Here is a 24,331-nt window from a genome sequence, read left to right as displayed (position 1 = left end):
AGGGCGGCCCTGGTCACTTCGAGTACGCCCACAGGTCATCCACGCCTGTGCCGGGGTTGAGTGTGTCCATACTGTCCGTGACGCTCAGCATCCGCCACCCCTCACCGAAGGTCGCGCTGCACAGCTGATCACCCTTCTGCACGCTGCTCAGCTCCGCGAGGGTCAGGGTGCCGGCGCGTCTCATCAGGCCGCCCGTCCAGACGTTCAAGACCGTCGACTCGGACGGCCACATCAGGGCCGGCACGGCCTGCGGGCGCTCCAGCTGCATCGGCAGGAGGCAGGCGACCGGCAGGCTCAGGTCCGACGAGCCCGCCAGCACCAGATGCGTGAGGTCCGCGCTGGGCTCCGTCACGAACGCCGCCCGGATGGCCGAGGCGTCCACCTTGTCCAGGGTCTCCTCGCCGTCCCGGATGATGGACAGGGCCGCCTGCGGCGCGGGCGCCACCCACGCCCCCAGGCCCGGCCGGCCGCAGGAGGGGCAGATGTCGATGTTGTACTTGCCGTCCTGAGCCGTCAGGCGCGGGCTGTCCGGTGACGGCGCGGCAGTGGTAGCGCAGGAGGCGAGCAGGGCGGCGGTGGTCAGGGGGAGCAGGAGGCGCAGGGTCTTGGTCATGGGGGGTTCCTCTGCCGCGCAGCATCGCGCGTGCGCTGGGAACGATCAGGGAATCCCAGGGAATCTGGCGTCCACCCGGGTCAGGCGGGGCGCAGCTGGCGGAGCGCGTCAGGCAGGTCGGCGCCGTACTCGGCGCGCAGCAGACGCTCGTAGGTGCTCAGGGCCAGGGTCAGGCGCGCCGCGTCCCCCTGCCGGTGCAGGGTCCGGATCAGACCCTCGTGCGCGTCACCGAGCAGCGGATCCAGGTGCAGCAGCGCCTGGTACGCCTCGATCGCCTCGGCAGGCGGGGTGGCCGCAGCCTGTTCCAGCAGCGCCTGCGACACGCGCCGCGTGTGACCCTGCCGGTACACGTCGGCCCACTCGGTGTCCACGCCCGGCAGGAACGGCTGTAGTGCAGCGGGTCCCGGCGGGTCCAGGGCGTCCACGCTGACGGTCAGGTGGTCACTCAGGCGGTAGCGGCCATCCGCGTAGGGCAGGGGATCGAGGCCCTCGGGGACGTGCTCGCGCAGGGCGCTGCGCAGGCGACGGACGGTCACGCGGAAGTACTCCACGTGGCGGTCCTCGGCGGACCCGTCCCACAGCGCCGTGACCAGCTCATCGCGCGAGCCGGACGGGTGCAGCGCCAGCCACGCCAGCAGCTCCCGGGCCTTGGCGAGCCCCAGCTTTACTGGCTGGCCGTTCAGGGTGGCGCGGCAGTCGCCCAGTGTCACCACGCGCAGTGGGAACGTCAGCGGCCCCGCAGTGGACGTGGCCGTCACCGGCGCCTTCACGTCTGGCCTGAGGGCGCCGCTGGCGGCGCGCGCCCGCTCCCGCACGTACACGTCCGGTTCCGCCTGGAGTTCCGCTTCCGTGAAGGCGCACGGCTGCCCGGTGGCCTGCGCCACCAGCAGGGTCCGCAGCAGAGAAGAGCCTCCCGCCGGTTCCTCCTGCAACCAGTCCAGCGCCTCGGCGGGGCGGCCCTGCGCGAGCAGCGCGTCCGCCAGGGTCAGGCTCAGCCCGGAACTGCCCAGGTGCACGCCTGCCTCGCGCGCCAGGGCCAGCGCCGAGCGCAGGGTCCGCTCGGCCGCCGCCGCCTGCCCCAGGCGGGCCTGCACCGCGCCCAGCAGGTTCAGGCGGCGCAGGTGCAGCACCGGCATCTCCGGCGGCAGCCGCCCCTCCAGCGCGCCGAGCGTGAGGGCGGTGTCCTCCGGCCACGTGCCGGCCCGCACCGCCAGTTCCAGCTCATCCAGGTGCAGCGTCGCCGCCCGCCCCTGCCAGCCCAGCGATTCGTAGGCCTCACGCGCGTGAGCCAGGGCCTGCGCCGCCTCCTGCGGCGGGCGGGTCTGGCGCCACACCAGCGCCTGCAGGTGCCACGCTTCGGCCTGACGCACGGCGTCCTGATCGCGCAGGGCCCAGCGGCGCAGCCGCGCCGCCTTGGCCTCAGCTTCCTCGAAGTGCCCCAGGCGCAGCGCCGCCTGCACGAACGGCCAGAACAGCGCCGGGGTAAGCGGGCCGTCCAGCGCCAGGCCCTCGCGGGACAGCGCGTACTGCTGCGCCGTGTCGCCCTGCCGTCCGCGCAGCATCGCCAGGGACGCCAGACCCGACGCGCTCAGCTGCCCGGCCGCGTGCAGCGCCTCCAGCGTCGCGCCGCCCTGCGCGGGCGCGCCCGTCTCGATCTGCGCCCACGCCAGCCGCTCCCGCAGCGCCGGACTCAGGTGAGTACCGAACGCCTCCAGCAGCGCGCGCGTCCGGTGCAGTTCGCCGCGGTCGCGGTACACCGACACCAGCGGGGTCGCCACCCGCAGCGCGGCCTCGGGCTCCTGCGCCTGAAGATACAGCGCGGCGGCGCGCTCTGCGTCACCGCGGGCCTCGGCCAGACGGGCCGCCTGCCCCTGCGCGCGCCGGGCGGCGTCCGGGGCCCGCCGCAACTGCGTCTCCAGCACGCTGACCAGCAGCCCGTGCGGGCGGAACGCGCCCTGCCCGAGTGCCAGGACCGGCAGGCCGGCCCGCTGCACCGCGAGTAGCCATCCCGCCGGGAGGTCCGGCGCGACCAGGGCCGCGTCCGCCTCCGTCCACACGTCCAGGGGGGCCAGCGCGCTCAGCTGGCCCGCCAGCCCCGCCGGGAGGGTCGCCAGGGCGTCCAGCACGAGATCCTCGGCCACCGCATGCCGGGATGACCCAGAGGCCGCCAGCGCCAGCCCGGCCGGCCAGCCGCCCAGGTGCGCCAGGTCCCCGGCGGACAGGGGCCCGCCGCGCTCCTGCAGGTACGCCGTGACCTCAGCCTCTGTGAACGCCAGGTCGGCCGCGTCCAGCACAACCGCCAGGCCGTCCGCCAGGCGCCGGGCCAGCCGCAGCCCGTCGGTGCTGTACGTGCTGATCAGCAGCCGGTGCCCTTCCTCCAGCAGGTCGGCCAGCTGCGCCAGCCACGTGCGCTGCGCCTCGCTGCTGACGTTGTCCACGATCAGGTCCAGGCCGTCATCCACGCTGCTCAGCAACGCGCCCAGCTGATGCAGCAGCGTCCCGGGGGGCGTGCGCGGATCGGCGTGGGCCAGCGGCGCCAGTTCCGGCAGCGTCGCCGCCAGCCGCGACAGCAGGCTCACGGGCCCCTCGTGCTCGTCCGTGACCCGCACCCACGCCACGCGGCGCGGCGTGAAGCGCGCGTACTGCGCCAGCAGCGTGGTCTTCCCGTACCCCGTCGGGGCGCTCAGGACCACCAGCGGCACGTCCAGCGCGTCCGACAGCACGCCCAGCAGCGGCGTGCGGGGCCGTTCGAACCGGGCGGGACGCGGCACGCCCGAACGTCTGAGGACAGCAGTCATGGATGCCCCAGTGTAGCGCGGCCCCCGGAGGGAATCCTCAGGGAAACGTCAGCCGGAACCACGCGCCTTCCCTAAGCGTTCCAGGCGGCCTCCGCACACTCTGGTCATGAATCCAGCCCACCGGGCCACGGTTCACCGCCCATACAACCCCGCATTCCCACCCACCCCGGAGTGACTCATGAAACACCTGCCCCTGTCCCTGCTGTCCCTGACCGTCCTGCTCGCCTCCTGCGGCGCCCCCAGCACGCCCCAGCCCGGCACCCCCACCAGCCTGACGAAACCCGGCGGCCTGGCCCCCGCTCAGGGGAAGGTGCAGAACATCAGCACGCTGGACGTCAGCGACGCCTGGCGCGGCACCACCTGGCGCGTCCTGAAGCAGGACGGCGACTTCACCCAGGTCGGCGCGGACGCCGCCACCAACCCCGAGCGCGGCGACACCAGCGCCACCGCCGACCTGCCCCTGCTGTGCCTGAACGTGGATGACCGCGTGGCCCCGGACACCGCCAGCCTCGAAACCAGCAGCTGGGCGGGCGGTGAGGTGAGGGCCACCCCACCCGTCAGCGGAACCGCCCTGACCTCCCGCAAGACCGCCGACGCGTTCTGCGCCACGGAATTCGGCGCGAACTGGCGCATGGCCTCCACGGACGGGGGCAGCTGGAGCTTCACCGCTGACGGCACTCTGAGCCCCGAGACGCGCTTCTGGATTGCCGTGGACGGCCAGAACGCCAACCCCTGGAACAGCGACGGCGAACGCTTCGACGCCGTCATCCCCGACACCACCCGCGTCCTGGGCGCCCAGGACCGCCTGGGCCTCCTGAACGCCTCCGAGGACGGCCGCACCCTGACCCTGCGCAGCGACAGCCCCATCCTGAAGGACCTGAAAGAGGGCGCCGCGCTCGTCAGCCGCCCCACCGAGGCCGCGCCCGGCGGCGTGCTGGGCCGCGTGAAAGCCATCGAAAACCACGGCGAGACCACCACTGTCTACCTAGGCGACATCACCCTGGAGGAAGTCATTCAGGACGGCGACCTGGACGCCGCCGTGAAACTCGACTCCAGCATGATCGACTACGAGAAATCCGGCGCCATGATCCAGGCGCAGGAGAACACCCTCAGCGCGCAGAAGACCTTCAACTTCTTCAACTTCAGCCGCAACCCCTTCTGCCTGTACGATCACGCCGCCCGCGACCTTGGCTGCGACGACGGCGCCGCGAGCGGCCTGCGCAGCCGCGTGCCCAGCACCAACTACGTCACCCTGGACGGCCAGCTCAGCGCCCGCGCCGACGCGTTCATCAACGCCAGCATCCGCTGGTTCAGCGTCCGCCGCTTCGACGCCGGGGTGGAACTCACCGAAAGCGCCCGCGCCACCCTGGAAGGCAAAGGCTCCTACGGGTGGAACATCGACAAGGACCTCACGCAGTGGCAGATCGTGTTCAGCCCCCTCACCTTCTTCATCGGCCCGGTCCCCGTCGTGATCACGCCCATCCTGGTCCCTACCGTCGGCACGAACGGCCAGATCACCGCGACCCTCCGCTACGAGGCCACGCAGTCCTTCAACGGCCGCTACGGCGTCGAGTACAACAAGGGCAGCGGCTGGAGCGGTATCAACAGCAGCAACTGGAACTTCAACGCGCCGCCCGCCCCCACCGTGACCGGCAGCGCGCAGGTCGGCGCGTACCTCGGCGCCAAGGGCATCCTCGCCCTGTACAGCGCCTCCACCAGCGGCCCACAGGTGTTCGTGCACGCCCGCGCCTTCGCCGAGGGACAGGCCAACGCCACCTACGGCCCTACGGGGGGCAGCTACAGCGCCTGCCTGGACGCCGGCGTGCGCGCCGACGCAGGCGTCGCCTTCCCCCTGATCACCTCCAGCACCTGGCAGGCCCGCGTCGTGGACTGGAAACGCCAGATCGGCTGCTGGAACGGCACGCTTCCCGGCGGCGGCGGTCCCACCAACCCCACCGGCTACACCAACGTCACCTTGAACTTCACGAGCGTGCAGGGCAGCGTCGAAGTGTACAAGTACGACCCCAACAGCGGCGCCAGCACCCGCATCGGCACCCTCGGCGGCAACGGCACCCTGGACATCACCGGCCAGCTGAACCCCGTCGGCGACACCATCATCAAGGTCAGCAGCATCGCCTACCGCCCCAGCGGCCTGTTCAGCAGCTACCGCCGCAACATCGACCTGGCCGTCACGGCCAACGGCAACACCGTCTACGACCCACCCGCCACCGGCTGCACCAGCTGCCACTCCGCCGAGGTCTACCAGTTCACCGTGAACAAAGCCAACGGCACCATCCGGTAAGCTCCTGGGCTTCCTCTGCGCGCCGTCCCCCGGACCTAGTACCGGGGGGCGGCGCGCCCTTGCCCTCTCGCCACCGGGTGCCAGATGCGGATGAAATGAAAGCCGCCTACGCCCGGGACGCACTGCGCTCCGCTGCTCTCTGAGGGACCTGAGAGCCGCAGGTGTCTGAGGTCGCGTCCTATCACAGCGGTTCGCCCTGTGACAGCCAGAGCAGAACGTCACGTGGCCTCGCGCCGTGGTGACACGGCGCCGGTGGCTGGGTCCGAACATCCGGAAGGCGGGGGCTGTGACAGGGTGCTTTCCCGTGGAGTGCGCGCCGCGCATCCCGGCGCCAGAACGGTCGTACTGAGCGGCCCCGTAGAGCGAGCACCAGTCTGGGACAGCGGTGGTCAGCTCTGCTCGGCGAGCCCCGCCCGGCAGAGCTGACCACCGCTGCGACCACCTCAGTTGGACGCCACAGGGGAGCGTCCTGACAAGACGGAGCACCCTTGGGAGCCCCTCTCGGTGAGGTGGTGATGTGTCGTCTGGACGCCGCGCTGTCCGGACGAGGACGCCCCCACCGTCCTGTGCAGCGGTGGGGGCGCGGAGAAGGGGCGTTACAGCCCGTCGAAACTCCAGATCTGCCAGCTGGACTGCCCGTGCTTGCGCACGGCGTCCGCGAAGGTGTTGGCCCAGTTCTTGCAGGTGCCACGCATGATCCAGTCCTTCTTCTCGCAGATGGCGATCATGTTCGCGCGGAATCGGGCGTCAACTTCGGCCCGCAGGGCATTCTGATCCACCAGGGCTGTCTGTCCACTCGCCACCTGCGCGGCATTAGAGAACCGGCCGATGTTGCGGTACGCGAAGTCGTGCAGGCGGCAGGCAGAGTCGAAGGTCTGTGAATACAGGGCCGTCATACCGAAGGTCAGCAGCGCCGCGTACCAGGGCGCGGAGCAGCCGTCCTGACTCCAGTTCAGCCCCGCGTACGGCGTGGCGGCGTTGGCAATGTCATCCCAGTTGGTGGGCTTGGGCGCCCCGTTGATGGTATTGACCTGAGCGGTGTGATGCTGGTTGTACTCCTGCTGGTACTGCGCCACGCTGCCCAGCGCGAGATTCACGGTGTACGCCGCGCGGGCGTCAATGGTGGCGACCTGCCCAAGCGTCCAGTACGTGAATGAGGGTCCGCCGCCACCGCCGGTGCCCGGGCATTCCAGGGACGTCGCGTCGCAGATGGGTTCTTCTGGAAGCAGCAGCTGCGCGGTGAGGGGGGGGGCGTTGTCCTGTGGGACGGGCGTGGTGTTGCATGAGGCGAGCAGAAGGGTGCCGAGCAGCGCAGCGGTGACGGAACGGGCAGTCTGGTTGGTGATGTTCATGGGGATCTCCTGTGTGCCTGCTGATGACCGGGGAGCACTGGTCTACCCACTGGTCCGAGGTGAGCTGAGTGTGCCGGCCCAGTCAGGAATGGCCAGGGAACGCTGGAACGGGTTGCGGGGAATCCCGCCAGGGTCTCCCGGGCGGCCATGAACGTTCCTTTACGCCACTCTCTGGCGGTGGGGCGGTGGGGCGCGCAAGCTGGAGGGCATGAGTGACGAGCAGAAGACCGGATACGACCCTGCGAACACCAGCCCCGCTGAAGGGCAGAGCCACGCCATTCCGGCTGAGGACCGTGGGAAGGACCCGAATATTGATCCGGCGGCAAAGCCCGAGCCGGCCGAGGGTGGACGGGACGAGGTGGAGGACGACAGCACGCCCGGCCAGTCCTGAGGCCGTGACCGATCCGACTGCTTTGAACGTGGCCCGCCCGGATGACGAGCGGGCCGCGCTGCTCGTGTGGATGAAGGACACGCTACGGCCCGAGTACGGTGAGCGGCCCCTGAAGCCCCGCCGGGAGCCGCTGCACGAACTGATCAGCACGATCCTCTCGCAGCGCACCACGCACGCCGACGAGGAGGCCGCGTACCAGGAGCTGTGCACGCTGGGTGACTGGGACGCCATCATTGCCGCGCCGACCGAGGTGGTCGCGCACGCCATCCAGCGCAGCAACTACCCAGAGAGCAAGGCCCCGCGCATCCAGGCGACCCTGGTGGCGCTGCGCGACTCGCCCGGCGGGTACGACCTCGATCACCTGCGCGATCTGCCGGTCAAGGACGCCCTGAAGTTCCTGACGGACCTGCCCGGCGTGGGCATCAAGACCGCCAGTCTGGTGCTGCTGTTCAATTACGCCCGCCCGGTGTTCCCGGTGGATACGCACGTGCACCGCGTCACGACCCGCGTGGGTGCCATTCCGAGGATGGGCGAGCAGGCCGCGCACCGCGCGCTGCTGAAGCTGCTGCCGCCCGATCCGCCGTTCCTGTACGAACTGCACGTGAACCTGCTGCGGCACGGGCAGCGGGTCTGCTCCTGGTACGACCCGAAGTGCGGGGTGTGTGTCCTGCGGGACCGCTGTGACGCCTACGCGCAGTACGGCGAGAACGTCCCCGCCTGGAAGGGGTGAGGCTCAGCCGAGGTGCGCGCGGGCCAGTGCCTCGCCTTCCTGGTGGACGGCGCGGATGAGAGGACAGAGGGGCAGTGGGTGGCCTTCCGGGTGTAGGTCAGCCCAGCGGGTGCCGATAATTTCGGCCCCGAGGGTCTGGTGGTACGCCTTCAGGAAGGCCAGCAGCGCCTCAGTGGTCTGCTGGTCTTCGCGGTACATGCTCAGCCGCGTTCGCGTTCGCGCAGGATCAGCTGGATAAGGCCTAACAGGACCAGTTCGTCGTCCTGCCCGGTGCGCGGCTGGAGTTCCTCGACCGTGAAGCGGCGGGCCATGAAGCTGCGTTTCTTATGCACGCGGTACGCGGCCTGCCCGCCCGTGTCGGTGACGGTGTACGTGGGGTTCACGAGGTAGTCGAAGCCCATGGCGATGAAGTCCCCGACGAAGGGAATGGCGTCCAGCGCGCCTTCGATCAGACCCAGCCAGGGGTGGTCGTCACGGATGGCGAAGCGCGGCTCGCCGTTCGGGCCGAGCAGGTCATAACCGGCAGCCCACAGGGTCCGCATGCCCTGCGCCTGGAGCGCCCCGACGGGCGTGCCGTCCATCCGCTCAATCAGGCGCGACGCCTTCCAGTCCAGAGCGCCCGCGAGGAAGCCCTTGGCTTTCATGCGGTGGGTCTGCACCTGTTTCTGCTCGTCGCGGTAGATGCGGACCTCGTCGCGGACGCTGAAGGTCTTCTCCTTGACGACCGCGACGAGCTGCCCGCGCGCATCGGTGACGCGCAGTTCGGTGAAGAGACTGAATTTGAATTCCAGCGTCAGGGGGAAGGCGAGGCTCATGCCCCCGGGTACGGGCTCAGCTTGGGGTCGGTTCCCACAGGTCGAACTGGGTGCCGCGCGTCACGCCTGCCCCCTGCGCCCAGGTGTGCGCGGGCTGAGCTTTGCGCGCCTCGGGCTGCACGGTGCGGATCAACACGGCCCCCTCGCGCGCGGCGACGGTCAGGCCGTCCTCGCTGACGCCCAGCACCTCGCCAGGCTGGCCGGACCCGGCGGTGACGCTCAGGCCGCCGAGTTTCAGGCGGGCGCCGCCCAGGAACGCGGTCGTCTGCGGCCACGCGGCCACGCCCCGGGAGCGGTTGACGATCTGCGCGGCGGTGTCGCCCCAGCGGACGAAGCCGTCCTCCTTGACGAGCATGGGCGCGTGCGTGGCCTGCGCCTCGTCCTGCGGGGTGGGGGAGAGGCCGTCCAAGTCGGACAGCGCCTGCACGATCATCCGCGACGCCTGGGCGCTCAGGGCGTCCGCCAGGTTGAGGCTGGTCCACTCGGGCGCGACCGGCAGCGCCTCCTGAAGCAGCACCGGGCCGGTGTCCATGCCCTCGTCGGTCTGCATGATCGTCGTGCCCGTCACCGCCTCACCGTTGATCAGCGCCCACTGGATCGGCGCGGAGCCCCGGTACGCGGGCAGCAGGCTGGTGTGGGTGTTCAGGAACCCGTAGCGGGGGACCTCCAGCACGCTGAGGGGCAGGATCTTCCCGTACGCGCAGGTGACGGCCACGTCCGCGCCGGACTCACGCAGAGTCACCTCGAACGCCGCGTTCCCCCGCAGTTTTTTAGGCTGCGCGAGCGGCAGGCCCAGCTCGGCCGCGCGGGCCGCGACGGGTGGCGGCGTCAGCTTCAGGCCGCGCCCCACCGGCTTGTCCGGCTGCGTCACGACCAGCACCACCTCGAAGTGCTCGCGGATCGCGTCCAGCACCGGCAGCGCGAACGCGGGCGAGCCGAAGAACGCCACGCGCGGCCCGCCGCCGGTCAAAGGCCCGCCTTGCGTTGCCGCTCGTGCGCGGCCAGATCGTTCAGGAACGTGCGGGACTTCTGCTGGATCGCCAGCAGCTCCTTGCGGTAATCCTCGGTCACCTCGGCGGGCAGGCGGTCCAGGAACAGCACGCCGTCCAGGTGGTCGGCCTCGTGCTGGAACACCCGCGCCAGGAAATCATCCGCCTCGATCACGCGGGCCACGCCGTCCAGGTCGGTGTAGCTCACCTGCACGGCGCGGGCGCGCGGCACGCCTTCCTCGTAGATGCCGGGAATGCTCAGGCAGCCCTCCTGGTACGAACGGTCCTTCTTCTTGTCGATGACCCGCAGCACCGGGTTGAGCATCACGAAATCACGCAGCACGCGGGACTTCAGGGGCTTCTCCTGACCCTCGTTCTCCTCCTCGTCGTCCTCGTACTCGACCGCCACGAACATTCGCACGGGTAGGCCGATCTGCGGCGCGGCCAGCCCCACGCCGTGCGCCTCGAACATCGTTTCCAGCATGGTGTCCGCCACCTGACGCACCGTCTGCGGCTCAAAGCCCGGGACGGTCAGGGTGTCGGTCGCCTGGAGGGGTTTGGCCTTGCGGCGCAGGACGGGGTCACCGTACAGGCGCAGGGGGTACACGCGGGGGGAGGCAGGGTCGCTCACAATGCTCCTGTTTTACCAGAACGCCCCCAGAAGCGACCCTGCCCTGCCTTCCAGATGCCCGCAGACGGGTAGGTGAAGCGTGAAGTGCGCCTTAGGGAATCCGGCCCCCCAGCGTCAGGCTGACCTGCTCACATGACCAGACGACCCTCAAGCCCCGTCCTGCATTCAAGGAGCCCCTCATGCGACTCAACCTACTGACCCTGACCGCCACCCTGGCCCTGACCGCGCCTTTGCAACTCGCCTCTGCACAGACGGCTCAGACCGACACCACGCAGACCAGCACGACCACGCAGACGCCCGCCGCGCTCGCCGCCGACGCCCGTGCCCTGGCCGACAAGGCCCGCGCCACCTACCCCAAGGACAGCGCGAATATAGACCAGACCCTCTGGAAGCAGGCCGCCGCCGCCGCCGAGGCCGCCGTCGCCGCTGCGCCCGGCAACCCCGAGTACCTGAAACTCCGCGCCGCCATCTACACCGAGGTTGGCTTCTGGAAACAGGCGGAACTCGCCTGGACCGCCTACTTCCAGGCGGCCCCGAACGCCGCGCGCAACACTCCTGAGGCGAAGAGCGCCGCCACGGTCCAGTACAACCTCGGGTACGCCGCGTACACCCGCAACCAGCCCGATCAGGCCGCGAAGTTCTTCGACACCTGCCTGACCTTCGACCCCGCCAGCGCCCCCTGCGCCACCTGGGCCGCCCGCACTGCGCTGGAAGCCGGTCAGTACACCCAGGCCCGCACCCTGTACGACCGCGCGCTGACGCTGAACCCCGGCGACAAGACCCTCACGTACTTCCGCTCGCTGACCGACAAGGCCGCGCAGTACGGTCCCGCCGCCACCCGCACCTTCAGCCGCGCGTACGGCGACCTGGACGCCGGGCGCAAGGCGCAGGCCCTCGCCGGATTCCAGGAGGCCGCCCGCAGCGCCCCCAACTTCGCGGACGCGCATCGCGAAGCCGGCCGCCTCGCGCTGGAGCTGAACAACACCCAGGCCGCCCTGGACGCGTATACGGCCCTGGGTGCCCTGCCCGGCGCGACCGCCAGCGACAGGTACAACCTCGCCCTAGCCCAGGAAGCGCAGACGTACGGCCTCCAAGCGGTCCGCACCTACCGCGACGCCTACGCCAAGTACGCCGCCGGGAACAAGGCGGCCGCTGAAGCGGGCTTCCAGGCTGCCACCACCCAGAACCCCAGGTACGCCAAGGCCTGGGCGTGGCTGGGCCGCACCCGCTACGAACGCAAGGACTACCCCGGCGCGGCCGCCGCGTACACCCAGGCCGTCGCGCTGGACCCCATCGACAAGAGCAGCGCCTACTACCTGAAACTCGCCCAGCAGGGCAAGTAACGCCAGAAGGAAGGAGGCCCCTTATCGCAGGGGCCTCTTTCTGATTCAGTCCGGGATGAGGTCGTGGGGGTCGGGCGTCAGGCACGCGGCCCATGCGGCCTCGAATTCCGCGCGGTCGAGGCCACGGCCAATCACCACGAGTTCGGAGGTGCCGTCACCAGCCTCCCAGGCGTCGGCGGTGAACAGGTCGCGTACCGCCTGGAACAGGATGCGCTGCGGGTACCCGAACAGGTCGAGGAACCCCTTGGCGCGCAGGACCTCCGCCGGGCGGGACAGCAGGTAGTCGGTCATGAAGCGCTGCCACGCGTACGGGTCCAGGGGGCGGTCGGCGCGCAGCGTGAAGGACTTCAGGCCCGGCGTGTGCGCCGCGCGGGTATCCACGCCGTCCAGCACGCGCGGGTCGAAATCGTCGCGGGCCAGCAGCGCTTCCGCGTCAATCTGGCCCTGCTCCACACGCTTGATGTCCGCCAGCGGGTTCACGCCGCGCAGCACGCCCTGCGCGTGGTCCAGCAAAGCCGGGTCGGCCAGGTCGGTCTTGTTCAGCACGACCACGTTCGCGTACGCCAGCTGCCGCGCGGCCTCCGGATGCTCCCGCAGCGTCTGGAGGGCGTGCCGGGCGTCCACGACCGCCACCAGCGTCGTCACGCGGAACGCCGCGCGCACCGAACGTTCCAGCAGCGTCGTCAGGACCGGCGTCGGGTCTGCCACCCCCGAAAGTTCCACGATCACCGCGTCCGGTTTCTGCTCCCGCATGGCAATCGTCACCAGCGCGCGCAGCAGGTCATCGCGGCCCGTGCAGCACAGGCACCCGGCGGTCAGTTCCGTCACGTCGTCCTGCAGCCGCTCGATCAGGCTGCCGTCCACGCCCTGCGCGCCGAACTCGTTCACGATTACACCCAGCCGGTGCGGCAGCGACCGGATCAGGTGATTCACCAGCGTCGTCTTCCCGGCCCCCAGAAAGCCGCCCACCACCACCACAGGAATCCGGTCATCCGGCCGCGCACTCGTCATGCCGCGCAGCATACGAGGTGACCGACGCGGGAAATGGAACGGGGAAGGCGGGACTCCTCACAGGTGCGGGCGCGCGGGTGGCGTAGCCTCGGGCCCATGCCTGCCTCCTCCCCGTCCGTGTTGCGCCGCCTGTACGGGCTGCTCAGTCCGTACCGCCGCACGGTGACCGTGGGGCTGCTGCTGCTGCTGGGGAGCGTGGCGGCGGAACTATACCCGCCGCTCGTGTGGATCCGCGTGGTGGACCACGGGATCGCGAACCGCGACTGGACGTTCATCGGGTGGCAGCTGGTCCTGCTGGTGGCGGTGTTCGGCGTGCAGCAGGCGCTGTCCGCGTGGCGGGGGCTGCTGCTGGAGCGGGCCGGGCAGGCGTTCACGCGCGACCTGCGCCTCACCCTGTACCGGAAGTTGCAGGGGCAGTCGGCGGCGTACTTCGAGGGGCAGCGCACCGGGGACCTGATCGCCCGCGTGACCGGGGACGTGGACGCGCTGCAGGACGTGCTGGTGCGTGGCACGGACGCCGTGCTGGCGAACGCCCTGCGCCTGATCGGGGTAATTGGCATCTTCATTGCGCTGCAGCCGCTGCTGGGCGTTCTGACGACCCTGCCGATGATCGCCGTGGCGCTGATGCTGCGCCGCTACGCCCGCACGGTGCGGCCCGCGTACCGCGCGGCGCGCGCCCGCCTGGGGGACCTGAGCGCGCTGATCACGGACCGCCTGAGCGGCATCCGCGTGGTGCAGGGCTTCGCGCGCGAGGACGCCGAGGCCGACCGCATCCGCGCCCTCGGGGATGACCTGTACGCCGAGGGCGTGAAGGCCGTGACCATCCGCAACCGCGCCTTCCCCCGCGCGCGCTTCGTGGGGAACCTAGGGAACGTGATCATGCTGGGCGGCGGCGCGTGGCTGATCATGGCTGGGCAGTTCACGCTCGGCGGCCTGCTCGCGTACCGGGGGTACGGGCGGTACTTCTATGGCCCCATCGACGACCTCGTGAACATCGGCGACCTGCTCCAGCGGGCCGAGGCGAGCGGGCGGCGGGTGTTCGAGGTACTCGACGCGCCCGTCCCCGTGCAGGACCGGCCCGGTGCCCGGCCCCTGCTGCAGCCCGTGCGGGGCGACCTGCGCTTCGAGGGAGTCACCTTCGGGTACGACCCGGCCCGGCCCATCCTGCGGGACGTGACACTGCACATCCCGGCCGGACAGCGCGTCGCCCTCCTTGGCGAGAGTGGCGCGGGCAAGAGCACCCTCCTCGCCCTCGTCACCCGCACCTTCGATCCGCAAGAGGGCCTCGTTACACTCGACGGGCACGACCTGCGGGACCTCACGCTGCGCAGCCTGCGCGAGAACGCCGCCGTCATGGCGCAGGACACCTTCCTGTTCCACGACACCGTGCTGAACAACGTCCGTTACGCCCGCCCGGACGCCACTGACGCCGAGGTCGAGGCGGCCCTGCGCGCCGCGCACGCCCACACCTTCGTCCACGCGCTCCCCGAGGGCCTTCAGACGGTCGTGGGGGAACGCGGCGTGCGCCTCAGCGGCGGGCAGCGCCAGCGGCTCTCCATCGCCCGCACGCTGCTGGCCCAGCCCACCCTGCTGCTGCTCGACGAACCCACCAGCGCCGTGGACGCCGAGAGCGAAACCCAGGTCGTCGCCGCGCTGGACGAACTCACGCGCGGCCGCACCGCGCTGATTGTCACGCACCGCCCCAGCCTCGCCCGCACCGCCGACCGCGTCATCGTCCTCGCAGGCGGCGTCATCGTCGAGGACGGCCACCCCGACACCCTCCGCAGGCGCGGCGGCGCGTACGCCACCCTGGAACGCCAGATGGGCGGCGAACCTGTACCCGAGGTGACAGGTTGAGCTATGAACGCTCGCCGTGTTCCCGGTACAGCTGATCAATGTGAGTCAAGGTGTCCGCCACGTTCTCCAGCAGGTCAAGGCTCTCCTCGCTGATCTCTCCCCGTCGGAGCGAGTCGAGAACCTCCTGCGTTCTGATAGCCAGCAGGGCCAGACGATCACCCTGAATGGCCAGACTGGGATACGCGCGCAGCGGGGACTCGAAGATGATGGCGGTTGAATCCTGATAAACGACCTTGATCCCAATGTTCATGTCAATCTTCCCTGGGTGAACTGAAGCGGGTTCGCGCTGCTGGACTGACGTTGCCTACAGCCCGCCTCTGGGATTCACGTCCACGCGGATCTTGGCTTTCCAGGTGCGGGTGTCGAGGATGCGCAGGAGTTCGCCGAGGCGGGTGTCGTTCCGGGCGCGCAGGAAGAGGTGGTAGGGATACACACCGCGCACCCGGGCGACGGGACTGGGCGCGGGTCCGAGGACCTCGTGGGCGGTGGCGCCGGCGCCGTGGAGGGCGTCAGCGAGGTCCTGCGCGGCGGTCTGGGCCCGGTGCTGGTCGCGGGCGCTGATCTCGATCTGCGCGAGGCGGGCGTGCGGGGGGTAGTTCAGGGCGGCGCGGGCGCGTTCCTCGGCGGCGGGGTACGCGAGGGTGTCGCGGCCGTCCACCATGACTTTCAGGGCGGGGTGGTCCGCCTGGAAGGTCTGCACGAGCAGCATGGGGGCGCGGGTGGGGTGCCACTCGGCGAGCTGGCGCAGCAGGCGGTGGTAGCGCTCCGAGGCGCGGAAGTCGCTGACGTTCAGCCACGTGTCGGCCAGGGTGACTCCGATCAGCGCGAGGTCCGGCGGTGGCTCGTGGGACAGCAGGAGTTGCGTGCCGATGACGACGCCACTCTCGCCGCGCATCAGGGGCGTCAGGTCGTCCTGGCGGTCCCGGTCGAGGCGGTAGACGGGGAAGCCGGGGAGGAGTTTCTGCACCTCCTGCGCGATCCATTCGGTGCCGGGGCCACGCGCCTGCCACATGGGGTCGCCGCACTGATCGCAGCGTTCGGGGATGGGTTGGTGGTACCCGCACTGGTGGCAGGTGAGCTGCCGCCCCTCGCGGTGGAAGCGCAGCGGCACGTCGCAGTTGCGGCACTGCGGGGTGTGGTCGCAGCTGGGGCAGCGCAGCAGGGCGCTGTACCCACGCCGGGGCGCGAGCAGGGCCGCCTGACGGCCGCGTTCCTGCACCTGCCGCAGCACCCGGGCGAGGTCGTGACTGAGCGGGTAGCCCTGGTCCCCGAGGCGCAGGTGCACGCTGGACAGCGGACCCAGTTCGGCCTGCTCGGGCGGGTTGGCGTAGTCCACGACGTGCACGCGGGCGCGCGGCGGGGGGAGGACCGCGCCGGGGTGGGGGACGCTCTCGGCGGCGGGCGTGGTGCCCACCAGGGCCAGGGCGGCGTCGTGCGCGGCGGCGATGCGCGTGGCGAGGTCGGGCAGGAACGCGCGGCTGCCACTCAGGAGTTTGTGCGCGTCGCTGGCCTCCTCCAGCACGACGATCAGCGCGAGGTCGTCCAGCGGGGCGGCCAGCGCGTGCCCGCTGCCGATGACGAGCCGGGCCGCGCCCGTGCGGATGAGCTGCCAGGTGTGGGCGCGCTGCGGCTCGCTGAGGGTGCCGCTGAGCTGCGCCGCCCCCGTGCCCGCGTGCGCGGCGAGGCCGGAGAGGCCCTCCCAGGCGCGGCGCAGCGTCGCGTGGTCTGGTGCCAGGACCAGCACGCCCCGCCCCTGCGTGAGCAGCCGCGTGACGCGCGGGGCGAGCAGCGCGAAGCGCGCGCGGGCGCGGCCACCGTGCAGCCGCCACACCGGCGCCTCCGGCAGCGGGTCGGGCGCCCCGGCGGGGTCGGGTTGCGGGTACGGTTCCGGCAGGGCGGGTGGGGGCTGCGGCACCTCGATCGTGTCGGCCCAGCCGCGCAGGGCCAGCGTGCCCGCCTGCGTGGGGGTCAGCGGCACCCCGTCCGCCGAGGCACTGTTCGCCCACGCGGCGTACGTGTCCACCGGGCCGTGCTCGTGCAGCCACGTCCAGGCGGGCGGCGGGGGGGCATCGACCAGCGTGTACTCGGCGCCGCCCGCGTTCAGGGCCGCCGTGACCACGCCGCTGCTCACCCCCGCGCCCTTCGCCCAGCCGCTCAGCGTGTCGCAGGGGCCGTGCGCTGAGAGCCACGCGGCGGCCTGTGCCTGCTTCGCCGTCAGGCCCCCCGGGGCGGGGGTCACGGCCCTCAGGACCGTCGCGGTGCGGCTGGCGAGTGGCACCTCGTCCAGGGGGCGGGCGGCGACCGCGCCGCGCATGCGGGGGCGGGGCGTGAAGCGTTCCTCCAGCAGGCCCTGCTCGCGGATGGCGTCCAGCAGCGCGTCCGGGAACGCGCCCGCGTCCGTCCAGCGTTCAGTGGGCGGGCGGCGCGCGAACATGCTCAGGTTCGCGCCCTCCACCGCGCGGACCATGTGCGTCACCTCAGCCTGCCAGCCCACGCCCAGCAGGTCCCCCCAGATCAGCCCGGCGGGAATGCGGGCGTCCGCCGCCCAGCCCTGCACGCCGGCTGCGGTCGCCGGGGTCACCCAGGGGCCATCGGGGTCGTCGAGGACGTGCACGGGCTCCCGCAATCGGTGCCCGCCGCGTCCGTCGCCGCTCCCGACGACCAGTCCGACCTCCAGCGCGCCGCGCCACGGCACCAGCACCCGACAGCCCAGCGGCGCCGCGCCCGTCCAGCCGTGCGGCGGGGCGAAATCACACGGCCCAATGGGCAGATTCACGACCACCAGCCAGGATTCCAGAGAGGGGGCGGCGGGTGGGGTCATCCAGCATCCGTCCCGATCGGCGCACCGCGCTGATTGGGACCGAGCGGAGCGAGCAGGAGCCGCGCGGGTTCCGGGCGTGGAGTTGACGACTCGGTGCCGTTCCGGGTTGTCGACGAAACAGACGGAAGCCGCATCACGTGCCTCAGGCTAGCGCGACCCGTGCCCGGGCAACGGTGAGGCAGTACCCTCGGGCGGATGAGCAGAGGGGCAGGGGAACTGGATGTCCGCCGGGGCGTGCTGCTGGGCGTGACGTCCGCGGCGGCGTTCGGAACGCTGGGCATCTGGGGGAAACTGGCGGGTCAGGCGGGGCTGGCGTCCTTCACGACGCTGGGCTGGCGGTTCCTGATTGTGGCGGCGCTGCTGCTGCCGGTCAGTTCGCGCGGGGTCACGGGTGCGCAGCGGGCGCGGATGCTGGGCGTGGGCCTGCTGTACACCCTGGCGACCACCTGTTACTTCGGGGCGCTGGAGCGGGTCTCGGCGGGCGCGACGTCGCTGCTGCTGTACCTCGCGCCGGCGTTCGTGATTCTGCTGTCGTGGGTGCTGGGCCGCGCGCCGCGCCGCACGCAGCTGGGCGCGGTGGCGCTGGCGGGCGTGGGGCTGGGCCTGGTGGTGGGCCTGCCGTCCGCCGCGGACCGGGACGCCGTGGGCCTGGGTTTCGCGGCGGGTGCGGGCGCGCTGTACGCCACGTACCTGGTGGCCAGTGAGCGGCTGCTGGGCGGCGTGAGTGCCCTGGCGGCCACGGCGCACATGGCGCTGATCAGCGGGCTGGTGTTCGCGGCGCTGGGCCTGCTCGGCGGAACGTTCCGCGTGCCGCAGGGGGCGGCGCAGTGGGGGCCGATCCTGGCGCTGGCGCTGCTGCCCACCATCATCGCGGTGCCCACCCTGTACGGCGCGATCCAGCGGCTGGGGGCGACGCGCGCCAGCCTGCTGGGCACCCTGGAGCCCCTCTTCACGGTGCTGCTGGCGGGCGCGGTGCTGCGCGAGACGCCGGGGCCCGGCGCGGCGCTGGGGGGCACGCTGATCCTGGCGGGCGCGCTGCTGGCCCAGTGGCCCGCGAAGGTCACGCCAGCGGCGGCTGGCCCGGTGGAAGCGGCCGGGGCGGCTGGGCGTACACGGCGCGGGCCGGAACGCTGAGCGTCTCCCGCTCCGGGTAGCGCAGCGCGGTCAGCGCCCCACCGAACGCGCAGCCGGTGTCGATGTTCACGGTGTTCCCCACCCAGCGGGGCGTGGCGTGCGGCGTGTGTCCGTACGCGACCAGCGGCGCGCCCGCGTACCCGGCGGCCCAGTCGCGCCGTACCGGCAGGCCCAGCTCGTCGTACGCGCCGGTCGTGTCCCCGTACAGCGCGAAACTCCGCGCGCGGCCACTCCCGCGCCCGTGCAGGTGCGCCGGCAGGCCCCCGTGTGCCGCGATCAGCTGACCTCCGTCCAGCACGAGGTGCGCGGGCAGTCCTTCCAGGAAGGCCCGCACCTGCCCCTGGAACGCGGGGCCCGCCGCGTCCAGCTGCGCCAGGGTCACGTCCAGCCCGTGCATCGCCTTGACGGCCTTGCCACTCAGGGCGCGCAGGAGCTTCTCGTCGTGGTTGCCCATCACGCACAGCGCCGCGCCCGACGCGACCATGGTCATCACGAGGCGCAGCACGCCCGCACTGTCCGGCCCGCGGTCGGTCAGGTCGCCCAGGAAGATTGCCGTGCGGCCCGCTGGAGGTGTCATCGTATCCCCCTGCACCGCGTAGCCCAGGCAGGCCAGCAACTCGCGCAGTTCATTCAGGCAGCCGTGCACGTCCCCGATCAGGTCAAACGGGCCGTGCAGGTCGCGGCGGTCCACCCGCAGCGGTACGCGCCGCACGCCCACACGGGCGATCTGCGCGCCTCGCAGGTGCCACGCCTGACGGAAGCCCTCGGCGCGCAGGCCACCCGCCGTGCGCCGCAGCTCCGAAACCTGTGCGATCAGCTCCTCGCGGCTCAGGCTGTTCGCTGTTCGTGCCTCCAGCACAGCGCGCTCCTCATCCAGCAGGACGGCCACCGCCTTCACGTCGTGCTCGCGGGCCAGCGCCGACCAGGGGGCCCGCTCGGCGGGGCGCGTGGCCGGGGCGATCACCACCGCCAGTTCACCCGCGGCCAGCTGCGCCGCCACCGCCGCGTGCAGGTCCGCTGGCTCCTGGAAGGCGTGGGCGTCGAACACCTCGCCGGGTGTGAAATGCCGCGCCGCGAACGCCCGGCGGCCCGAGCCCGGCACGCCCGCGAGCAGCACCAGGGCCAGCGCGGGCAGCTCGATGACGTCGGGGGCGGCGGTCAGGGTCACGCCCCGTATCCTCGCACAGCGGCCTTCCGGGAGCGGACGGGCGTCCCGCGTGAGTGGAAACTGACCCGAAGCTGATCCTGCGAGCTTCGCCGCAGCTTCATGCGGTGCTCAGCCTCTACCATGCGCGGAATGCGCCGCGCCGTCCTCCTGCTCGCCCTGCTCGCCGTCCCGGCCGCCGCCACCACCTCACCCCGCAGCGCTGACCAGTGGTACGCGCAGGGCCGCGCGCAGGCCCGCGCCGGGCAGTGGACCGCCGCGCACGCCGCGTACCTCCAGGCGACCACCCTGAACCCCACCGCCGCCAACTGGCGCGCCCTGGCCGACACCCGCGCCCAGATGCGCGACTACGACGGCGCCGTGCAGGCCTACACGCAGGCCGCGAACCTGGCCCGCGCGCGCGGCGACCTGAACACCGCCCGCGCCACCGACCTGATCGCCGCCCGCTACCGCCAGGACGGCCAGGCGTACCTGCTAGCCCCCGCGACTTTCAGCCCGGACCCGGCGCCCACCTGCGCCGCGCGGCCCGCCCGGCTGGAACCAGCCGCCGGGATCCTGCTGGGCCGCTACGCCGACGAGCAGGCCCTGACCCCGGCCGGGACCCTGCGCGTGGACCCGCGCCTGGGCACCCCACTGGCCGTGAGTTTCCGGTACTTCACGCTGCGCGCCTCCGGCCGCGGCGAGGCCTTCCCCACCCGCTGGGTGCGGGCGGCACGGCAGGCGGGCATGGCCGTGCACATCGCGCTGGAACCGGGCCTGCCACTGCGGCAGATCACCGAACAGACCCTGATTCCCTTCGCGCAGGCCGCCCGCGCCTCGGGCACGCCCATCTACCTGCGTTTCGCCGGGGAGTTCAACGACCCCGCCAACGAGTGGAGCCGCGACCCCACGCTGTACCGCGCCAAGTTCCGCCTCGTGCATGACGTCATGCAGAGACTGGCGCCCAACGTGGCCCTGGTCTGGATGCCTATGAGTTCCCGCCTGGACGTCATTGACCGCTACTACCCCGGCGCGGACGCCGTGGACTGGGTGGGCCTGAGCGTCTACGCCACGCCGTTTCGCAACGGCAACGTCCGCGACAGCGCCCTGAACGACAGCCCGCTGGACGCGCTGGACGTCATCTACCGCCGCTACGCCTGCGCGCACCCCATCCAGATCAGCGAGTTCGCGTCCTCCAGCCGCAGCGGCGCGCAGCCCGCCACCGGGTACGCCGCGTTCGCTGCCGCGAAACTCCGCGAGCTGTACTGGGGCGCCGCGCTGAAATACCCGCGTGTGAAGAACATCAACTGGTTGGACCTGAACATGCTCACCAGCCCATACGTGCAGCCCAGGCCCGTCACGCGCCGCAACGACTACCGCCTGCTGGACAGCCCCGAGAAACTCGCCGCGTTCCGTGAACTGCTCACGCACCCGGCGTTCCTGGCGCGGCCCGGAAGCGGCGCGGCCCTCACCCCACGCGCGCTGCCCACCAGCGTCCCCGGCGGAACGCCGCATGGCGGGAACCTCTGGATCAAGACGGTGGAGGCCGCCGCGCGCGTCACGCTGACCCTCGACGGGCAGCCCGTCCCGGTCGGGCAGACCCTGCCGTACGCCTTCACGCTGCCCGCCACGCTCGGCCCCGGCGCGCACAGCCTGACCCTGAGCGTCCAGAACCGGCAGGGCGCGGTGATCCTGACCCGCACCTCGGCCTTCAACGTGCAGTGAGGGGCAGGGTCCCCAGCCGCACCTGCACGACCCAGTCGCTCACCGCGCGCTGCACCCCGGCCGGCACGGCCCCAGGCAGCCGGGTGGTGTGCGGGGCGTCCTCCAGTGCCGCGAGCAGCCGCAGGTGCGCCGCGCGGTACGTGTCCAGCGGCTCCGGCAGCGGTTCGGCCTCCCGGCCCGAACGTTTCAGCGCCATCAGGTCCTCCAGGAACGGCAGGCGCGCCCCGGCGTTCAGCACACCCAGGTTCGCCTCCACCTGCCCGGTGCGCAGCAGGTGCAGGCCGGTCAGCACCGTGCGGAACGCGTACAGCAGCGGCTTCACGCGCGCGCCCTGAGCGGTGGGAGCCTCCTTCTCCAGCAGCCGCCACTGGTTCACCGTGAACCCCAGGTAGTGCGCCGCGTGATGCCGCGTCAGCACCCCCGGCGAAAGCGCCACCAGCGCCGCGTGCGCCGCTGACGAGTGGACCACCAGCGGCGACAGCAGCTGCTCCAGCACGTACCCGTTCCGCTTCAGCAGCAGCCCCGCGAATTTATGGGCGTCATGCGTCACCAGATCCAGCTCGACGGTCCCGTCATCCCGCTCCAGGGACAGGGTGCCGGGCCCCTCCCTGAGACCCAGCACGTCCGCCAGCGGCAGCACGTGCACGCCGCGCAGGTCCCAGTCGCTGTCCGCACTGGGAAACCCGTACAGGTGCGCCCCACTGACCGTCGCGAACACCAGCGGGAACGCGTGCTCCCGCACGGCTCTGGTCAGCTGAGGAGGAAAGGTGATTCCAGCGTCCATACGTCACCTCCAGGAGGGTGAAGCGTGACCTCATGCGCCTCGTTGAGATCAGGGAATTCCAGCATGCGCAGCTGATCGGCCAGCACCGCCCCCGGCACCACCCGCGCCCGCGTGGCGTTGCGCTGCGCCGCCACGCCCGGCGGGGTCCAGGCCACCCACACCCGCGTCAGCGCGCCGTAATCCTGCCCCAGGCCCAGCACCTGCGCCCGCTGATCGCGCCGCAGGCTGGTGGCGTCCCACACGACATGCTCACGCCGCCGCAGGCCCTCACGCAACGCCTCGCGGGCCGCCTGAAGGACCTGCCCGTTCATGCGCTGGTCCTGCGCGCCGCGCCCCAGCTGCGCGCGCAGGGCGTCCAGGCTGATCACCCGCGCCCCTGGAATCTGGGCGGCCAGGGTGCTCTTGCCGCTGCCGGACGGCCCGCACAGCACCGTCAGACGCGGGAACCCCTGCCGGGCAGCGGCCTGGACGCGCTGCGCGGCCTCGTGGGGCGTGTGGATCACGCCCGCCTCCCAGTCCGCCACGCCGCGCCCCAGCGCCAGGGCCAGCAGGTCGTCGTCCGCGCCGGGCAGCAGGGCGCGCAGCTGCGCCCGGAACTCCGCCAGCGGCTGCGGCGCGTCCCAGACGTTCAGTTCCCGCGCGGCCAGTTCCAGCAGGTCCGCGGTGTCCTCGCCCACGCGGGCGTCCTCGCCCAGCACCACCCGCCCGCGCGCGTCGGCGCGGGCCAGCAGGGTCAGCAGCGGCAGCGGCGCGCGGCGCGCCAGCGCGGGCACGCCCCGTTCCAGGTGGCCGTCCAGCGCGCGGTGCAGGCTGTGATGTGCGGCGACCAGCGCCAGCACGGTCCGGATCAGGCTGGGCGGCAGTCCAGAATCCAGCAGCCGGAACGACAGGGCGTCCCGCCCGCGCCGCGCGTGCTGCGGCGAACGCACCCGCAGAACCCCCTGTTCGTCCGACACATCCCGGGTCGTCAGGGCCTTGCCCACGTCATGCAGCGCCGCCGCCAGGATCAGCGCGGCCCGCCGCTCCCCGCGCAGGTCCGCCCCGTCCGCCAGCTCGTGAGCCCCTTGAACCACCAGTGCCGAGTGCGCCGCGACGCTGCCCTCCGCGTGCCACTGCGGGTCCTGCCGCGTGTCCGGCAGCTGGGCCAGCAGCGACACGAAAGGCGTCAACTCGGCACTGATCGACTCGAACGGTACGGGCGCTCCGGCTTCCAGCTGCGCGAGGAGTGCCTCCACCCCACCCGGCCCCCTCATGCCGGGTCGTCCCGCAGGCCGTTGCGTTCCACCGGGCGGTTCAGCCAGTGCTCGTCGGTCTGCACGTGCCCGGTCCGCACCCACTTCGCCACGCGCTGCCCGAACTGCGCGTACGGAATCTCGCCCGTCACGCGCACCACGTACCCCTCCGTCCGCTCTGTGTCCACGGTCAGCGCCCGCAGGGCCGCCTCGTCCCACACGCCCCGGTACAGCTCGCGTGGGGTGGGCACGCCCAGCCGCGCCGCCCAGTTCCGCACCTCAGCCCACGGGCGCGACACGTTCTGGTCGTCCCAGACGCTGAACAGGTAGAAGTACCCGGCCAGCGCCTCGTAGCGCAGGCTGTGCACGGCGAACACGTTCTCTCCGCACAGCCGCCAGCCGGGCGGAATCTCATGCCCGAAGCGGCCCCGCTCGGCCTTCACCCACGTCCGCGACGGGTGAGGCCGCGTGTCGAGGCTGCGCGCATGCAGGTCGTGGCGGTACAGGCTGGTGTTTTCGCCGTCGAGCTTCTCGGTGACGACCACCTCCTGTCCATCCAGGCCCCTCAGGGACGGAATGCGGCGGTCATCGTTCTGAAGCCCGGGCGACCAGGGCAGATGTGGGGTGGAGGGGTACTTGACTCTCATGCAGCATCACCG

The 24,331-nt window shown here is 71.8% G+C and carries 21 protein-coding genes; 7 read left to right on the top strand and 14 right to left on the bottom strand.

The window, feature by feature from the left end:
- Window positions 1–13: 13 nt before the first annotated feature.
- Together IEY63_RS10420 and IEY63_RS10415 are read right to left on the bottom strand one after the other, a co-directional pair.
- Entirely contained in the window at window positions 14–613 is a 600-nt protein-coding gene (locus IEY63_RS10420; RefSeq protein WP_189068939.1) for a hypothetical protein, read from the bottom strand.
- A gap of 80 nt (window positions 614–693) precedes the next feature.
- Window positions 694–3,411: an AfsR/SARP family transcriptional regulator gene (locus IEY63_RS10415; RefSeq protein WP_189068938.1), complete on the bottom strand. Its 2,718-nt coding sequence runs from the start codon at window positions 3,409–3,411 to the stop codon at window positions 694–696.
- Between the two features lie 178 nt (window positions 3,412–3,589).
- Between IEY63_RS10415 and IEY63_RS10410 the strand changes: the two genes are divergently transcribed.
- Complete coding sequence (locus IEY63_RS10410) at window positions 3,590–5,713, top strand: hypothetical protein (protein WP_189068937.1); 2,124 nt, start codon at window positions 3,590–3,592, stop codon at window positions 5,711–5,713.
- 596 nt (window positions 5,714–6,309) lie between these two features.
- On the opposite strand, the gene IEY63_RS10405 is transcribed toward IEY63_RS10410, so the two are convergent.
- A complete protein-coding gene (locus IEY63_RS10405) occupies window positions 6,310–7,065 on the bottom strand; it encodes a phospholipase A2 (RefSeq protein WP_189068936.1) in 756 nt (251 codons plus the stop codon).
- Window positions 7,066–7,273: 208 nt separating this feature from the next.
- Between IEY63_RS10405 and IEY63_RS10400 the strand changes: the two genes are divergently transcribed.
- The gene (locus tag IEY63_RS10400; RefSeq protein ID WP_189068935.1) at window positions 7,274–7,456 is read left to right on the top strand and encodes a hypothetical protein; all 183 of its coding nucleotides are present in this window, start codon (window positions 7,274–7,276) and stop codon (window positions 7,454–7,456) included.
- Window positions 7,457–7,526: 70 nt separating this feature from the next.
- The gene (locus IEY63_RS10395) at window positions 7,527–8,186 is read left to right on the top strand and encodes a monofunctional DNA glycosylase (RefSeq protein ID WP_189068998.1); all 660 of its coding nucleotides are present in this window, start codon (window positions 7,527–7,529) and stop codon (window positions 8,184–8,186) included.
- Window positions 8,187–8,189: 3 nt separating this feature from the next.
- Here the strand turns inward: IEY63_RS10395 and IEY63_RS10390 are convergent, their stop codons facing one another.
- Genes IEY63_RS10390 through def form a run of 4 tightly spaced genes read right to left on the bottom strand, consistent with a single transcriptional unit; the run spans window position 8,190 to window position 10,621 of the window.
- Window positions 8,190–8,384 carry a hypothetical protein gene (locus tag IEY63_RS10390; protein WP_189068934.1) on the bottom strand — a complete coding sequence of 65 codons (195 nt, stop codon included), beginning with the start codon at window positions 8,382–8,384 and terminating at the stop codon, window positions 8,190–8,192.
- A 2-nt stretch (window positions 8,385–8,386) separates the two neighbouring features.
- A complete protein-coding gene (locus tag IEY63_RS10385; protein WP_189068933.1) occupies window positions 8,387–9,001 on the bottom strand; it encodes an LURP-one-related/scramblase family protein in 615 nt (204 codons plus the stop codon).
- A gap of 16 nt (window positions 9,002–9,017) precedes the next feature.
- Window positions 9,018–9,971 (bottom strand): methionyl-tRNA formyltransferase, encoded by a 954-nt coding sequence (gene fmt / locus IEY63_RS10380; protein WP_189068932.1) that lies wholly within the window; start codon window positions 9,969–9,971, stop codon window positions 9,018–9,020.
- Window positions 9,968–10,621: a peptide deformylase gene (def, locus tag IEY63_RS10375; RefSeq protein WP_189068931.1), complete on the bottom strand. Its 654-nt coding sequence runs from the start codon at window positions 10,619–10,621 to the stop codon at window positions 9,968–9,970. Before def ends, fmt begins: the two co-directional genes overlap by 4 nt.
- A 179-nt stretch (window positions 10,622–10,800) precedes the next feature.
- Between def and IEY63_RS10370 the strand changes: the two genes are divergently transcribed.
- A complete protein-coding gene (locus IEY63_RS10370) occupies window positions 10,801–11,964 on the top strand; it encodes a tetratricopeptide repeat protein (RefSeq protein WP_189068930.1) in 1,164 nt (387 codons plus the stop codon).
- Between the two features lie 45 nt (window positions 11,965–12,009).
- Here IEY63_RS10370 and IEY63_RS10365 read toward each other — a convergent pair whose 3' ends face one another.
- Window positions 12,010–12,975: a CobW family GTP-binding protein gene (locus IEY63_RS10365; protein ID WP_174367554.1), complete on the bottom strand. Its 966-nt coding sequence runs from the start codon at window positions 12,973–12,975 to the stop codon at window positions 12,010–12,012.
- A 96-nt stretch (window positions 12,976–13,071) separates the two neighbouring features.
- Between IEY63_RS10365 and IEY63_RS10360 the strand changes: the two genes are divergently transcribed.
- The gene (locus tag IEY63_RS10360) at window positions 13,072–14,832 is read left to right on the top strand and encodes an ABC transporter ATP-binding protein (protein WP_189068929.1); all 1,761 of its coding nucleotides are present in this window, start codon (window positions 13,072–13,074) and stop codon (window positions 14,830–14,832) included.
- 1 nt (window position 14,833) lies between these two features.
- Here the strand turns inward: IEY63_RS10360 and IEY63_RS10355 are convergent, their stop codons facing one another.
- On the bottom strand, window positions 14,834–15,082 hold the full coding sequence (locus tag IEY63_RS10355; RefSeq protein WP_189068928.1) for a DUF6959 family protein: 249 nt from the start codon (window positions 15,080–15,082) through the stop codon (window positions 14,834–14,836).
- Between the two features lie 54 nt (window positions 15,083–15,136).
- Window positions 15,137–17,653 (bottom strand): replication restart helicase PriA, encoded by a 2,517-nt coding sequence (priA, locus tag IEY63_RS10350; protein ID WP_189068927.1) that lies wholly within the window; start codon window positions 17,651–17,653, stop codon window positions 15,137–15,139.
- A gap of 195 nt (window positions 17,654–17,848) precedes the next feature.
- Here priA and IEY63_RS22450 point away from each other — a divergent pair, with 195 nt between their 5' ends.
- Entirely contained in the window at window positions 17,849–18,787 is a 939-nt protein-coding gene (locus IEY63_RS22450) for a DMT family transporter (protein WP_189068926.1), read from the top strand.
- Here IEY63_RS22450 and IEY63_RS10340 read toward each other — a convergent pair.
- On the bottom strand, window positions 18,714–19,955 hold the full coding sequence (locus IEY63_RS10340; RefSeq protein WP_229784640.1) for a metallophosphoesterase: 1,242 nt from the start codon (window positions 19,953–19,955) through the stop codon (window positions 18,714–18,716). The two genes, IEY63_RS22450 and IEY63_RS10340, sit on opposite strands and share 74 nt — an antisense overlap.
- A 129-nt stretch (window positions 19,956–20,084) precedes the next feature.
- Between IEY63_RS10340 and IEY63_RS10335 the strand changes: the two genes are divergently transcribed.
- A complete protein-coding gene (locus tag IEY63_RS10335; RefSeq protein ID WP_189068925.1) occupies window positions 20,085–21,656 on the top strand; it encodes a hypothetical protein in 1,572 nt (523 codons plus the stop codon).
- Here IEY63_RS10335 and IEY63_RS10330 read toward each other — a convergent pair.
- The 3 genes from IEY63_RS10330 to IEY63_RS10320 are packed head-to-tail and all read right to left on the bottom strand — an operon-like array spanning window position 21,643 to window position 24,319.
- Window positions 21,643–22,440 carry a nucleotidyltransferase domain-containing protein gene (locus IEY63_RS10330; RefSeq protein ID WP_229784639.1) on the bottom strand — a complete coding sequence of 266 codons (798 nt, stop codon included), beginning with the start codon at window positions 22,438–22,440 and terminating at the stop codon, window positions 21,643–21,645. The two genes, IEY63_RS10335 and IEY63_RS10330, sit on opposite strands and share 14 nt — an antisense overlap.
- Entirely contained in the window at window positions 22,407–23,693 is a 1,287-nt protein-coding gene (locus IEY63_RS10325) for an AAA family ATPase (protein WP_189068924.1), read from the bottom strand. The genes IEY63_RS10330 and IEY63_RS10325 overlap by 34 nt, the downstream gene beginning before the upstream one ends.
- Entirely contained in the window at window positions 23,690–24,319 is a 630-nt protein-coding gene (locus tag IEY63_RS10320; RefSeq protein WP_189068923.1) for an RNA ligase family protein, read from the bottom strand. Before IEY63_RS10320 ends, IEY63_RS10325 begins: the two co-directional genes overlap by 4 nt.
- Window positions 24,320–24,331: the final 12 nt, after the last annotated feature.

Source organism: Deinococcus radiotolerans (assembly GCF_014647435.1).
Taxonomy (GTDB): domain Bacteria; phylum Deinococcota; class Deinococci; order Deinococcales; family Deinococcaceae; genus Deinococcus; species Deinococcus radiotolerans.
The sequence above is the reverse complement of the archived record's forward strand: the minus strand, read 5'-3'. Positions and strand labels throughout refer to the sequence as shown.